Origin of the sequence: Erwinia sp. E_sp_B01_1 (genome assembly GCF_036865545.1) — a bacterium.
Taxonomy (GTDB): domain Bacteria; phylum Pseudomonadota; class Gammaproteobacteria; order Enterobacterales; family Enterobacteriaceae; genus Erwinia.
The window spans coordinates 3,577,334-3,590,970 of the sequence record NZ_CP142208.1 but is presented as its reverse complement, the minus strand read 5'-3'; the positions used below and the strand labels follow the sequence as shown (position 1 = coordinate 3,590,970).

General features: G+C 54.7%; 10 protein-coding genes. 5 read left to right on the top strand and 5 right to left on the bottom strand.

Features of this window, described 5'->3' with window-relative positions; translation table 11 throughout:
- The first annotated feature begins 56 nt into the window (after positions 1 to 56).
- Positions 57 to 302, top strand: coding sequence for a YmjA family protein (locus VRC33_RS16815; RefSeq protein WP_338557470.1), 246 nt, complete (start codon positions 57 to 59; stop codon positions 300 to 302).
- A gap of 100 nt (positions 303 to 402) precedes the next feature.
- Here VRC33_RS16815 and mgtE read toward each other — a convergent pair whose 3' ends face one another.
- The gene (gene mgtE / locus VRC33_RS16810) at positions 403 to 1,839 is read right to left on the bottom strand and encodes a magnesium transporter (protein ID WP_338557469.1); all 1,437 of its coding nucleotides are present in this window, start codon (positions 1,837 to 1,839) and stop codon (positions 403 to 405) included.
- Between the two features lie 123 nt (positions 1,840 to 1,962).
- Complete coding sequence (locus VRC33_RS16805) at positions 1,963 to 2,139, bottom strand: YfgG family protein (RefSeq protein WP_338557468.1); 177 nt, start codon at positions 2,137 to 2,139, stop codon at positions 1,963 to 1,965.
- Between the two features lie 288 nt (positions 2,140 to 2,427).
- On the opposite strand from VRC33_RS16805, the gene VRC33_RS16800 reads away from it, so the two are divergent.
- Positions 2,428 to 4,641 (top strand): EAL domain-containing protein, encoded by a 2,214-nt coding sequence (locus tag VRC33_RS16800; RefSeq protein WP_338557467.1) that lies wholly within the window; start codon positions 2,428 to 2,430, stop codon positions 4,639 to 4,641.
- Between the two features lie 5 nt (positions 4,642 to 4,646).
- Here VRC33_RS16800 and tehB read toward each other — a convergent pair whose 3' ends face one another.
- The 3 genes from tehB to ppk1 are packed head-to-tail and all read right to left on the bottom strand — an operon-like array spanning position 4,647 to position 8,848.
- On the bottom strand, positions 4,647 to 5,252 hold the full coding sequence (gene tehB / locus VRC33_RS16795; protein WP_338557466.1) for a tellurite resistance methyltransferase TehB: 606 nt from the start codon (positions 5,250 to 5,252) through the stop codon (positions 4,647 to 4,649).
- A complete protein-coding gene (gene ppx / locus VRC33_RS16790) occupies positions 5,249 to 6,781 on the bottom strand; it encodes an exopolyphosphatase (protein ID WP_338557465.1) in 1,533 nt (510 codons plus the stop codon). The genes tehB and ppx overlap by 4 nt, the downstream gene beginning before the upstream one ends.
- A gap of 6 nt (positions 6,782 to 6,787) precedes the next feature.
- Positions 6,788 to 8,848: a polyphosphate kinase 1 gene (ppk1, locus tag VRC33_RS16785; protein WP_338576782.1), complete on the bottom strand. Its 2,061-nt coding sequence runs from the start codon at positions 8,846 to 8,848 to the stop codon at positions 6,788 to 6,790.
- 156 nt (positions 8,849 to 9,004) lie between these two features.
- On the opposite strand from ppk1, the gene VRC33_RS16780 reads away from it, so the two are divergent.
- Genes VRC33_RS16780 through pstB form a run of 3 tightly spaced genes read left to right on the top strand, consistent with a single transcriptional unit; the run spans position 9,005 to position 13,570 of the window.
- Positions 9,005 to 11,140 (top strand): ABC transporter permease subunit, encoded by a 2,136-nt coding sequence (locus VRC33_RS16780; RefSeq protein ID WP_338557463.1) that lies wholly within the window; start codon positions 9,005 to 9,007, stop codon positions 11,138 to 11,140.
- Entirely contained in the window at positions 11,137 to 12,783 is a 1,647-nt protein-coding gene (gene pstA, locus VRC33_RS16775) for a phosphate ABC transporter permease PstA (protein ID WP_338557462.1), read from the top strand. Before VRC33_RS16780 ends, pstA begins: the two co-directional genes overlap by 4 nt.
- 19 nt (positions 12,784 to 12,802) lie before the next feature.
- Positions 12,803 to 13,570 carry a phosphate ABC transporter ATP-binding protein PstB gene (pstB, locus tag VRC33_RS16770; RefSeq protein ID WP_338557461.1) on the top strand — a complete coding sequence of 256 codons (768 nt, stop codon included), beginning with the start codon at positions 12,803 to 12,805 and terminating at the stop codon, positions 13,568 to 13,570.
- Positions 13,571 to 13,637: the final 67 nt, after the last annotated feature.

Genomic DNA, 13,637 nt, shown 5'->3' with positions numbered 1-13,637 from the left:
TTCATAAATTTAGCCAGCAAGGCCCTGAAGCAAACATTAACCCCCGGGGGAAAATTATGAACAACGAGATACCACTTAAATATTATGACATGGTGGATGAGTACACGACGGAAACTGCACAGCCGGTAGCTGAGGCAGAACGTGATCCCCTGGCGCTTTATTTCCAGCTGCTGCTCACCCGCTTAATGAACAATGAAGAAATCAGTGAAGAGGCGCAGAAAGAGATGGCCAGCGAGGCCGGTATCAGCGAACTGCGTATTGATGATGTCGCAAATTTCCTGAACCAGTGGGGCAATGAGTAACGTCTGACGTTAAATGCTGCCCACATTCAGGGCGGCATCCTCAGGCATAAAAAAAGAGCGAAAAAATTCGCTCTTTGATCCCACCCGGTCAATTCACTCTTCAGTGCAGCAGGAAGATTGTGGCCAGCCCCAGGAAAATAAAGAATCCACCGGTATCGGTTAATGCCGTTATCAGCACGCTTGATCCCACTGCCGGATCCCGTTTCATTTTGGTCATAATCAGCGGGATTAACACCCCCATCAATGCGGCAAGCAGCAGGTTGAGTACCATCGCCAGCATCATCACGCCACCCAGTGCGGGATTGCCATACATCGCCCAGGTAATGCCACCCATTATGCCGCCCCAGCAAAGTCCGTTAATCAGCGCAACGCCAAGCTCACGGCCTATCAGGAAGGAGAAGTTGCCCGGTTCAACCTGATGCAGCGCCAGAGCGCGAACAATCATAGTGATGGTCTGGTTCCCGGTATTCCCGCCAATGCCGGCAACGATAGGCATAAGTGCGGCCAGGGCCACAATCTGCGAGATAGTTCCTTCAAATAATCCAATCACGCGTGACGCCACAAACGCAGTACACAGGTTAACCGCCAGCCATGTCCAGCGTGTACGTACCGCTTTTCTGACCGGGGCAAACACATCCTCGTCCGGGTTTACGCCGCCCATTTTACGGATGTTGCTGTCGTTCTCTTCGTTAACCAGATCGATGACATCTTCAATGGTCACACGGCCCATCAGTTTGCCTTTGGCATCAATAACGGCAGCGGATATCAGGTTATAACGTTCGAACGCTCCGGCCGCATCTTCCGCTTTATCATCAATGCGGAAAGTTGTTGGCTTGTCATTCATTACCTCAAAAACCATTCTTTTGGGTTTGTTCAGCAGAATATCGGTCAGGGTTAGCTCACCCAGAAGCGTATTATTTTCATCGGTGATAAAAAGTTTATCTGTGCCCTCGGGAATCGCTTTTTTACGTCTGAGATAGCGCTGTACGGTGGCAAGCGTAACGTCAGCCGGCATGGTGATCAGCTTAAAGTCCATGATCCGACCCACACGATCGCGGTCGAAATCCATCACTTCCAGCACGCGGGAGCGCTGTGCAGGATCCAGCGAGGTCAGCAGGCGTCCGGTCAAATCCCGTGAAAGGTATTTTGCCAGGTGAACCTGATCATCAATATCCAGCGGTTCGATGGCGCGCAACAGGTCGCGATCGCTCATCTCCTCGATCAGGCTCTCCCAGACGCTCTCGGAAGCTTCAACCAGCACCATCCCGCGACGGTCTGTATCGATCAGGTGCCACAGCGCCAGACGTTCATCTTCGGGCAGGGCTTCCAGCAAATCCGCAATATCCGCGGCGTGCATCAGAGGGACGTAGTCTCTGATCTCCTTCGCCTGTTCCTGGTGCGCTCTGGCTTCGGCGGGCGTTTCATTCAGTGGGCGTTCAAGAAGCGTATCCACCAGATCGCCATCATTAAGCAGCAGATTCAGGATACGACTACGAATTTCAGCAAGTTGCTGAGCATGTGATAAGGCTACAGACATAAAAATTCCCTTGTGTCTGGCAAAAGAGGGGCAATCCGTTAAGTATTGCTCAAATCAGGCAAAAGAGGGAGGTAAGTCGCATATTTCAGGCAACTGTCTGGAGGAACACGCCCTGAGTTCAGATTATTTAGTGACAACCGTCGGTACAGCAACGTCCTGTTTTTTCTGTTGATGGTGCTCGATTGCGCCGGGGACGACGTAGATCAAGCGGCCCACTAAGATAATAAAACTCACCAGCAGCACAATACGGGTCATACGGCTGGTTTTCTGACGTTTTCTAAATGACATAGCGCTGTTCACGCAGAGTATCCTGAGGTAAGCCCGAAGGCGATGGTGCAATTTTAGACACAGCAAGGTTAGCAGGTCAATGCCTGTACTCTGTGAACCTGTCTTTGCCCGGAAATACGGTTATCGGGAGTTTTGATTTAATGGCGGGAAATGATTTTTAATCAATACCGTAAATTTGAATGAAGTTGATGCATATCAAACCATCAAAAACAGTTATGCATACTATGGCGTGAATTTCCCCTCTGCATCGGGCAGTGCCTGAAGCAGCAGCTCACAGCCACTGCAAAACGATTAAGCCTCATGAGACTCATAACCTGCTTTGCCCGCTTTCGCCAAAGCCCCTTCAGTGCGCTGGTATTGCCGGTTATATTGCCCTTTCTGCTGATGCCTCTTGCTACTGAATTATCTGTCCGTCTGTTAAGAGAAGAGGGATACGTCTATCTGATCTATCTGCCGCTGGCGATGTATATTGGCATGCTGCTGGTGTTTGACTGGCTGGCAATACCCGGTATTTTTCTGGTGCTGTGTCTGTACTATTTCCCGCGATACGATCATTTTCAGGCGGTGGTGATTATCAGTGCGACCCTGCTTGCAGTGTCACTCGGGTGGAAAGGGTACAAAGTGCATGCCGGGAAGCGCTGGCGGGCCAACTACGGTGGGCTGAGCCTGATGCAGGTTCGCCTGTTATGGCTGGCTTTTCTGACCTCAACAATCTTCATTTTGATCATGCAGCTGGTCGCCTGGTCCGGGATAATTGCCAGTGAGGGAACCGTATTTCCCTCCGGGCTTTTTACCCTCAACACACTGCTGAATTTTCAGTCGCTGTTTCTGTCCTGCGTCACCATGATTCAGGTCTTTTACTACGCCATCCGCTGCATGCGTAAACCCCGTTTTGCCAGAGTAGTCTGGAGCAGAATGAAAAAGCAGGCGGCGGCGGTAAGCGGATATGAGCTGATGGTCTGGTCAGTATTGCTGATTACGTTGTTGGTCGTGCTGACGATTTCCCATAAAGATAAAGAAAGTCTGCTGGTCAGTGACTACGGTATGCCGCTGATGTTGCCCCTGATGCTCTGGTCGGCGATGCGCTTTGGCCATCTTTTTACCTCTTTTTTCTGGGCTCTGCTGCTGATCCTGCTTTATCAGCTTCGCGATCGCTTTCTGAGCCCCGGTATCGAGCCTCACCATCTGGCCATCATATCGGCAAACCTGCTGGTGTTCAGCCTGACCATTCTGATGATGGCGGCGATCAGTACCCGCCAGCGGCGAACGCTGTTCAAGGCGAAACTGGCAGCGCTTAGCGATCCTGTTTTTCATCTGCCTAATCTGCGCGCCCTGAGTGCGGATCTGAGTGAAACGCCGTTGACGATCCTCTGCTTCCTGAGCATTCCGGATCTGGATCGTCTCAGCCGGATCTATGGCTTACGCCTGCGTATCCAGTACAAGCGCAGTCTTGCGCTGCATCTGGTGCCGGATCTCGAACCGGGGGAAGAGGTCTATCAGCTGCCGGGCTTTGATCTGGCTATCAGGCTCAACTACGTGGGACATCAGGCCAGAATTGAAAACATAGCCGCCAGGCTAAAAGATTACCATCTTCACTGGGACGGGCTTCCCCTCCATCCGGGCATTGGGCTGAGTTACTGTAGCGTGCGGCGGCCGGTCACCCATCTGTATGAATTGCTTGGCGAGATGAGCGCCATGGCCGATCGGTCGCTAAAGACGGGTCTGACAGTCAATTCGCAAAAGAACCACAGCCTGCCCGTTCAGCGCCGGGTGGCGGAGAAGGTTGCCATGCTGAATGAAATCAGAGCCACACTGCGTGAGCAGGGCTATCCGCTTTGGGTACAGCGGGTGAAAGGGGTCAGGGGCGACGATTACTTTGAAATTCAGCTGAAGATGCATGAGGGTACAGGTGAACCGCTGCCGGAAGAGAGGCTGGAAGAGCTGGGGTTAACCTGGGAAGTGGATCGCTGGATGATTGAGAAGACGCTGGAGTTTGTCAGTCAGCATTTACCCGGTAGCCGGTTTGCGCTGACGTTATGTAACTCCAGCCTTTGTCGCCCGAAGCTGGCTGATGAAATTGCAGCCTGCCTGGCCCTGTACGATCTCGAAACCTGGCAACTGATCGTTCAGGTGCCGGATTCGCCCGCGATTGGTCACTCCAGTTGGGGAAATCGTTCCATCCTGCAGCTTCTTCAGCTGGGTTGCAGGGTAACGATCACTGATTTCGGCAGTGAGTTCGCCAGCTACGCCCGGCTGGACAAGCTGCATGGCGATATGTTGAAGATCGATCGCCGGTATATCGATAAGATGCTGCATTCCAGCCTGGATTATCAGATTGTTGCGGCGGTCTGTGCGCTGGCCAGCAGTAAGCGGATGCGGGTGGTAGCCTGCGGTGTGGATTCTGTTGAGGTTGAGGAGGCGCTGCGCCTGTCAGGCGTGGACTATCTTCAGGGCGAGCTGAGCGGGGCCGCTCAGCCGCTTGAGCATCTGATTAAGGCCAGGGGACAGCCTTAATCATGCTAATCCTTAGTGATCTCTTTCTGCGCCAGCAGGGTGGCGAAGCGCAGAGAGATACGATTTCCCTGCTCGTCGGTACGGTGTAGCTGACCAACATGCTCGTTGTATTTCAGAATATGCCATTTACGGTAGTAATCGCTGAGCTCGCCTGACTTAAAGGCAAAAGGGAACCCCTGGTCACAGGGATAATCTTCCGTATCCATAGCCGCGACAATCAGGTTATAACCGCCTTTAACCGTACTGGCCTGCATATCGGCAATCAGTTGCGGAATGGTTTCCGGCTGCAGAAACATCATCACTACGGTCGACAGCACGAAATCCCAGGCACCGTTGAAGCGCAGATCGTTGAGATCTTTCTCCGCCGTTTCGATCCCTTTCAGTCCCTCGTCGGAGATAATCTGGTTGAGCCGGGCCAGGCTGGCGGGATTGTTATCCCAGCCTGTGACCTCAAACCCTTTCAGATTCAGAAACAGCGAGTTCCTGCCATTGCCGCACCCCACGTCCAACGCCCGGCCGGGTGCGATCAGCTTTGCAGCTTCCACCACCTCAGAATGGGTGGCGGAAAGCTGGTATTTTTCAGTGTAAAAATTGTCGGGTCTGATAATCATTGCCTGGTTTCTTCCTGAATGTTGAGCTGCCAGCCAGTCACCTCTTTCCAGTAGCTTTGCTCACGTTCCAAATCGAGCTGGACCAGGGTGTTCTGGCTGAAATAATCAACCGGGAAAGTCAGCGTCCAGTGGCCATCATCGGTTTCAAGCTTGAGCAAATCAGGCATGTTAGTGGCCTGGCGCTGATTATTCAGCAGTGCGGCAAGGCGCAACAGGAACACTAAGGGCAGGAATTGTTTCTTCTTAAACAGCGTCAGGCGCGGCAGGTCATCTACTTTTACGGCTTTGCGGTGGAAGCGTACCAGCGTGGCCAGCAGCGTTTGTTGATCCTGATTAAACCCCGGCAAATTGGTGTTTTGCAGGATATAAGAGGAGTGCCGCTGCATGCCGCTGTGGTTAATGGTCAGCCCCACTTCGTGCAGCATCGCCGCCCATTTCAACATCGCTGAAAGCTGAGGATTGGTCAGCTTGGGATTCTGATCGCGCCATTGCAGGTAAAGCTGCTCTGTGGTCTCCAGCACGCGGCGGGCCTGATCGCTGTCGATGGCATAGTGATTGGCCAGGCTTTGCGCTGTGCGGCTGCGGATATCCTGATGGCGGAACCGGCCTTCCATCTCATACAGCACGCCCTCACGCAGCGCACCGTCAGAGAGACGCAGTTCACGGATAGCCAGCGCATCAAAGACCCCACACAGGATAGCCAGCCCCGGCACAAATACCGCTTTGCGCTCTTCAGAGAGACCAGGCAGGCTCAGGGCATCAAAAGATTTATGTTTGATCACCTCGTCATAAAGCATCTCCAGACGCTCCGGGGTGATCAGCTTCTCCTTCTCGCCCATCGCCAGCAGCACTTCACAGGCGGCTTTGATACTGCCTGAAGCCCCGAGGGCATACTGCCAGCCGGTCAGCCGATATTGCCAGGCCATGGTTTCCAGCTTTTGCGCGGCCGCCAGGCGGGCACGACGGAAATTCTCTTTGCTGATGATGCGGCCAGGGAAGTAGAGATTGGCAAAGCTGACGCAGCCCATGCGGCGGCTCTCTACCAGCTTTGGCTCGAAATCCTCGCCGATCACCATCTCTGTTGAGCCGCCGCCAATGTCGATCACCAGCTTGCGGCCTTTTTCAGGCTGCGTGTGCTCCACGCCCATAAAAATCAGACGGGCTTCTTCGTTGCCCGAAATCACTTCGATAGGGTAGGGGATGACATCAGCAGCCCGGCGCAGAAAATCTTCCGCATTCACTGCTTCGCGTAGGGTGTGAGTCCCCACAATGGTGACGTTGGCGGGGCTGAAGCCCTGCAGGCGTTCTGCAAACAGCGCCAGACAACCCAGTCCCCGTTGAATGGCGTCTTCACCCAGCACATTATTGTGATCCAGACCGTCAGCAAGATGGACGCGCTGTTTCAACCTGCCGAGCACCTGCATGGCGCCATCCACCACGCGGGCAATCACCATATGAAAACTGTTTGAGCCCAGGTCAATGGCAGCAAACTCCTGCGGTTTGGGCGTATTTTTATGGGAAATTGGCATAGTGAGTTAGTCAGGTTGTTCCAGAGATTTAATGTAATCGTAGATAGACAGTTGGGCGCGCACTTTGCGGCGATTGCCGCGCGGAACATACCGGTTACTGAGCTCTTTGTCTACGAAGCGCGCCTTAAGCGTATCACTGAACAGGATGCCAATAATATCCAGCACCCGCTGTTTCAGAATAGGGTCAAGAATGGAGACGGCAACCTCGATACGATAATCAATATTACGGGTCATCCAGTCTGCGGATGAGAGGAACACTTTTTTATCGCCGCCGTTATCAAAAATATAGACGCGATCGTGCTCAAGATAACGGTCAACAATGCTGATGACGCGAATATTTTCGCTGATCCCTTCAAGATTAGGGATCAGGGAACACATACCGCGTACTAACAGGTTCACCTTTACGCCCACGCTGGAGGCGGTATAAAGCCTGTCTACCAGCCCCTTATCCACCAGATTATTGATTTTAAGCGTGATACCGGCAGGTATGCCGTTTTGCGCATTGGCGATCTCATTATCAATCAGCTGATAAAGCATCTGACGGGAGTTCTGCGGTGACACCATCAGGTGTTCGAAGCTCACCGGGCGATAGGGGTTTTCAATAAAGTTAAAGACCCGACGCACCTCATTAGTAATGCGCGCATCAGCGGTTAAGAGAGAATAATCGGTATAGATACGGGCGGTTTTCTCGTTGAAATTGCCGGTGCCGATATGGGCATACCTGGCAATCTCGCCGTTTTCCCGGCGCGAGATCAAAAACAGCTTGGCGTGGATCTTGAGTCCAGGTGCAGAGAAAATAACATGCACGCCAGCTTCCGTAAGCCGCTTGGCCCAGTGAATGTTCGCCGCTTCATCAAAGCGTGCCTGCAACTCCACCACCACGGTGACTTTTTTACCGTTGTAGGCGGCGTGGATCATCGCATCAATGATGCGGGAGTTTTTGGCCACCCGATAAATATTGATTTTGATAGCCAGTACGGCCGGGTCGAACGAGGCCTGACGCAGTAACTCAAGCACATGCTCAAAGGTGTGATAAGGGTAATAGAGCAGCACATCACGATTGCGGATGGCGTCAAACCCATTACGGAAACGGTCAAACCAGATGTGACGTAGCTGCGGCAGCGGTTTGTTAACCAGATTTGCCTTGCCGACGTTAGGGAAGCCAATAAAATCTTTAAAGTTATGGTAACGCCCGCCGGGAACGATGGAGTCATAGTTGGTGATGTTGAGCTTTTTACCCAGCATCTCCACCATCGCATCTGGCATGTCGCGTTGATAGACAAACCGCACCGGTTCAGCCGTTAGTCGCTGCTTAAGGCTGGAGGACATCAGTTCCAGCAGGCTGGATTCCATCTCCGTGACCAGATCATATTCTGCATCACGGGTCATCTTCATCGAGTAGGCATTCAGCGCATCGTAATCAAAGAAGCCACGGAAAATATCGCCCAGGCAGTAACGCAGGATATTGTCCAGCAGGATCATCGGCTTGCGGCGGCGCGGCGTTTCCGGTGGCAGATTTACAAAGCGCGGCACCTTGTCGGAGGGGATCTCCAGCAGGGCGTAGCTGATTTGAGCGCCACGAATAATCTCCACCGCCAGGTAGGTGTAATCATCCTTCAGGAATTCAATCAGGTCGGTGTCGTGGTTCACCAGAATCGGCGTGATGTGCTGGCGCAGCTGGTGTTTGAAATAGTGACGAAGCCAGCTTTGCTGGTTAGGGGAGAGTTGACGCTCGTTAATCAGGAAAATCTGGTTACGCGCCATCTCCAACAGCAAATCGTTATACAGACCATCAAACTCCTGATCTGCCTTTAATACCCGTGCCTGAATTTTTTTTAAAAGGTGGCGTGGGGTGGAAGGCGAACCTTGCTCTTCACCGATCAGAATACGGCGTTTTAAGTCGGCAAAGCGTACTTTATAGAACTCTTCCAGATTATTAGAGTAAATTCCCAGAAAACGCATGCGTTCAATCAGGGGATTGGTCTTATCCGCCGCTTCCTGAAGGACACGTTCGTTGAACGATAACCAGCTTAGTTCTTTCTCTATATAGAGCTTTTCCTGACCCATTTTTACTCCGTCTTAAGATCCTGCCTGTGACCGGCCATTGTCTCACCTCATTATGGCGAGAGTATGGCAGCAAAGTCCAACGGACATTGTTGATTGTCTTATTAATCACATAAGGGCAACATAGCGACTTCAATGCCACTGGAAAACCGATAAAGCATGAGTTCAACCCCCATCCCAGCCCAGTTTAATGACCGGCGCCGTCAATTTATTGACCGGCTGACTCGCCGTGTGGTCAGGGTTTGCGGGCTGGCGATCCTGCTGGTGATGCTGCTGCTTTTTGTCTGGTTGCTGTGGGTAGTGGTACCGCTATTTTCCTCGCCCTCGTTGCGCAGCGGCCAGATGATTGAACTGCCCGCTTCTCAGCCCGCGGTGGCACTGGGTATGGATGCACAGCAAAAATGGGGCTGGCGTATCGACGACCAGGGGAAAGGCTTCTTTATTCCGCTTAATGCTCAACCGGTTTCTGCGCCTTACCCACTGACCAAAGAGCCGGTCACTGCCGTCTCAACCTCCGATAACGTCAGCATCCTGCTGCACAGCAGCAGCGGGATCACCCTGGTTCAGCCCAGGTTCAATGGCTCAGAAGGCGAGCCGGACTGGAAATTCCCGCTGGGCGATAAGCCGCTGGCGGGCAGTGATGATGCCGCCACCGTCATGAGCATTGCCCAGGTGAATGACCGGCACTGGCTCGTGGCTCAGGCCAGCCCCGGGGGTATCACCCTGCTGAATTACCAGGCCGGTAACGTGCCTGAAGCCTTTACCCTGGAAATGCCGGACGTGAATTTGCTGCAACTCTCGCCGGATGGGCAACTGCTCTTCGGCGTGTCGGGTTCGATTCTTCGGGTGTGGCGCATCACCGCCTCCGGCCCCGTGCTGCGCGATACGCAGACCTTAACCTCAGCGCCAACCCGCCTCGCCCTGATGAGCGGAGGCAGTTCGCTGCTGGTGGCAGATGATAAGGGGATTGCGCAGTGGTTTGATATCGCCAGTGAATCCGGGCCGCATCTGCGCTATATCCGCCAGTTTGACGGGGCAAGCGCGCAGGCAGTGCTGATCGCTGAGGCTCATCGCCGCGTGTTCGCCACCCTCAGCGCTTCAGGTGAACTGATGCTGTTTGCCAGCAAACAGCAGGGCGCAATTTTAACCCATCAGCTCCCGTCGGGCGTCCGGAGTGCAGCTTTTGCGCCTCAGGGGGATGGTCTGGTGACGGAAAGCGACGGGCAGTGGATGCACTTCAGGATCGATAACCCCTGGCCCGACATCAGCTGGCGCAATCTCTGGCAAAAAGTCTGGTATGAACACTACCCCTCACCGGACTATGTCTGGCAGTCCACTTCGGCTAACGACGAGTATCAGGGGAAATTCAGCCTGGTGCCGATGGTGGCAGGCACGCTGAAAGCGGCCGGGCTGGCTATGCTGTTTGCCACTCCGCTGGCGCTGGCGGCGGCGATGTACACGGCCTGGTTTATGGCACCGGGTCTGCGGCGCTGGGTGAAACCGGCCATCGAAATGATGGGCGCGCTGCCCAGCGTGGTAATAGGCCTGATTGCCGGATTGTGGCTGGCACCGCAACTGGCGGACCGCTTACTGGGCGTGCTTTTACTGCCGCTGATGCTGGCAGGCGTTTTACTGTTATGCAGTTGGGGGACGCTGAAATTGCCCCCGGCCTGGCGCAAGCGTCTGTGTGGCGAAGGGCGTGAAATCTGGATGTTGCTGCCGCTGCTGCTGCTGACCCTGGTCTTTTGTCTCTGGCTGGTGCCGGTCATTGAACACCGGCTGGGTACAGGCCTGGCCGAACGCTTCAGCGAGGGGTATCAGCAGCGTAATTTACTGATTGCCGGGGTGGCAATGGGCTTTGCTCTGGTGCCGCTGATCTTTACCCTGGCAGAAGATGCCATTTTCAGCGTGCCGGCCTCGCTGGGGCAGGGATCGCTGGCGTTAGGTGCCACGCCGTGGCAAACGCTGACCCGCGTGGTGGTGCCTGGCGCCTCATCCGGCATTTTTGCCGCGCTGATGATCGGCTTTGGTCGGGCACTGGGGGAAACCATGATTGTGTTGATGGCCACGGGAAATACTCCGGTAACAGAGGGCGGCCTGCTTCAGGGGGTGCGAAGCCTGGCGGCCAACGTAGCGATTGAGATGCCGGAAGCGGCGGCGGGCAGCGGGCATTACCGTATTCTGTTCCTGAGCGCGCTGGTGCTGCTGGTCTTCACCCTGATTGTGAACACCTTTGCTGAACTGATCCGTCAGCGATTACGCCAGCGTTACAGTCAGCAGGAGGGGCAGTCATGAGTGCCGTGATGAGTAACCACCGCTGGCGCTGGTTAACCGGTGGGGCGGTGGCGGTGAGTCTGCTGGCCTTTATCCTGCTTATTGCTCTTCTCGCCTGGCAGGGATTACGCTACTTCTGGCCGCAGCCCGTCACCTTGTATACCGTTCAGCAAACCCTGGGCACCACGCAGATACTGGGGGAAGTCGCCCAGTCGCAAACCGTCTCACGGCAGCAGCTTGAGGCAAGCGGAAGGAAAATACCGGACAACCTGCCGGAGGAAGTGACGCGCTATCTGATTAAAACCGGCAACCGCGATTTCTCCGCTTCAGATTTTCAAAACATTCTGAGCAGCCAGATCGTCTCCAGTGAGGCGCCAACAGGGGTGATTGCCCTGCAACGCAGGACGGGCGGCATGGCTTACGGCTGGTTTGACGGACTGCTGGAGAACGGCCAGCCGCTGGTGGCGCGCAATATGATGCGCACTCTGCAACAGCGGATAAAACAGTCTCAGCAGCATATGTCCCAGGCAGAAAGCCTGCGCCGGGTCAGTATGGCGAAGCTCAACAGCGAGCTGGAGAGGCTGGCCCAGCGGCAGCGCCGTTTACAGCAGGATAACAGGTACACCGCTCAGGCTCAGTCCATCCATCAGGCCGACAGCGCGGAACTCCAGCGCCAGTTCTCACTGAAAGCGCAGCAGCTCGGTGAACTGACCAGCGAAAGCAACAGTACAGTGTTGATCCTGCGTGATGCGCAGGGGCAACAGCACCGCATCCCGATGAACCAGATCCTTTCGGCCTGGTATCCTAACGCCATGACTTACGGTGAAAAATGGCTGCAATTTGGCTGGCAGGTGTGGCATTTTGTCAGCGGTACTCAGGGCGATACCCTGGGCGAGGGGGGCGTTTTCCCGGCAATATTTGGCACCGTTTTAATGGTGCTGTTGATGTCGGTGGTCGTGATGCCGCTCGGCGTTATTGCGGCAATCTGGCTGCATGAATATGCCGGAAACAGCCTGATGACCCGGCTGGTCCGCATCGCCGTGGTTAATCTCGCCGGTGTACCCTCAATTGTTTACGGCGTGTTCGGGCTCGGCTTTTTTGTCTGGCTGGTGGGCGGAAGTCTCGATAAAGTGCTTTTCGCCGATGCCCTGCCCGCACCGACCTTTGGCACGCCAGGCCTGCTCTGGGCTTCCCTGACGCTGGCCCTGCTGACGCTGCCGGTGGTGATTGTAGCCACGGAAGAGGGGCTGTCACGCATTCCTGCGTCCCTGCGACAGGGTTCGCTGGCCCTGGGGGCGACACAAGCCGAAACCCTGTGGCATGTGACCCTGCCGCTGGCCGTTCCGGCTATGCTGACCGGGCTGATTCTGGCAGTAGCGCGGGCAGCAGGCGAAACCGCGCCGTTGATGCTGGTTGGCGTAGTGAAGATGGTGCCGGAGTTGCCCATTGATGCCGTGTTCCCTTATCTGCACCTGGATCGTAAATTTATGCACCTTGGCTTCCAGATTTACGATCTGGCTTTCCAGAGCCCCAATGCCCAGGCCGATCGCCCGCTGGTCTTTGCCACCGCCCTGTTGCTGGTGACCATTATCCTGGCGCTGAATGTGCTGGCAATGGCTTTACGCCACCGCCTGCGTGAACGCTATCGCGCGCTGATGAACTGATTGTGAGAGAAAAATTGTGATGGCTGATGAGCTGGAAACCACGCTTGAGCTGGAAAATTTTTCGCTGTGGTATGGCGAAAAACAGGCGTTGAATGAGATCGCCCTGCGCATTCCTAAAAATCGCATTACCGCCCTGATTGGCCCCTCCGGCTGCGGCAAATCCACGCTGCTGCGGAGCCTAAACCGGATGAACGAGCTGATCGACGGCTGTCGTACCGAAGGCGATATCCGGATCAACCAGCAGTCGATTTTATCGGGCAGTCAGGATCTCTCCGCGCTGCGCAGAAGAGTTGGCATGGTGTTCCAGCGACCGAACCCGTTTCCTAAAACTATCTATGAAAATGTGGTTTATGGACTGCGCCTGCAGGGCGTGCGCGATCGTCGGGTGCTGGATGAGGCGGTAGAGCGGGCGCTGCGTGCTGCTGCGCTGTGGAGCGAAGTCAAAGATAACCTCTGGCAGAACGCGCTGACGCTCTCCAGCGGTCAGCAGCAGCGGCTGGTGATTGCCCGCGCGATCGCTATTGAGCCGGAGATACTGCTGCTGGATGAACCTACCTCGGCGCTGGACCCCATCTCCACGCTGGTCATCGAAGAGCTGATGAGCACGCTCCGGCAGCACTTCACGCTGATCCTCGTCACCCATAACATGCAGCAGGCCGCGCGTGTCTCTGACTTCACGGCCTTTATGCATCAGGGAAGCGTGGTGGAGTTTGGTGAAACGGACGAACTTTTCACAACGCCGCGCCAGCGTCGTACCGAGGATTATATTACCGGGCGCTACGGCTGAGTTTTCTGAATTCTGCCCGGCAAAAAGGGGCTTTCGCCCCTTTTGATATTCAGCTTCGCGCACCTGT

Bases quoted from the DNA above. Each gene is read 5' to 3' on its own strand.
- VRC33_RS16815 (WP_338557470.1), top strand. From the start codon at position 57: ATGAACAACGAGATACCACTTAAATATTATGACATGGTGGATGAGTAC.
- mgtE (WP_338557469.1), bottom strand. From the start codon at position 1,839: ATGTCTGTAGCCTTATCACATGCTCAGCAACTTGCTGAAATTCGTAGT.
- VRC33_RS16800 (WP_338557467.1), top strand. From the start codon at position 2,428: ATGAGACTCATAACCTGCTTTGCCCGCTTTCGCCAAAGCCCCTTCAGT.
- tehB (WP_338557466.1), bottom strand. From the start codon at position 5,252: ATGATTATCAGACCCGACAATTTTTACACTGAAAAATACCAGCTTTCC.
- ppx (WP_338557465.1), bottom strand. From the start codon at position 6,781: ATGCCAATTTCCCATAAAAATACGCCCAAACCGCAGGAGTTTGCTGCC.
- ppk1 (WP_338576782.1), bottom strand. From the start codon at position 8,848: ATGGGTCAGGAAAAGCTCTATATAGAGAAAGAACTAAGCTGGTTATCG.
- VRC33_RS16780 (WP_338557463.1), top strand. From the start codon at position 9,005: ATGAGTTCAACCCCCATCCCAGCCCAGTTTAATGACCGGCGCCGTCAA.
- pstA (WP_338557462.1), top strand. From the start codon at position 11,137: ATGAGTGCCGTGATGAGTAACCACCGCTGGCGCTGGTTAACCGGTGGG.
- pstB (WP_338557461.1), top strand. From the start codon at position 12,803: ATGGCTGATGAGCTGGAAACCACGCTTGAGCTGGAAAATTTTTCGCTG.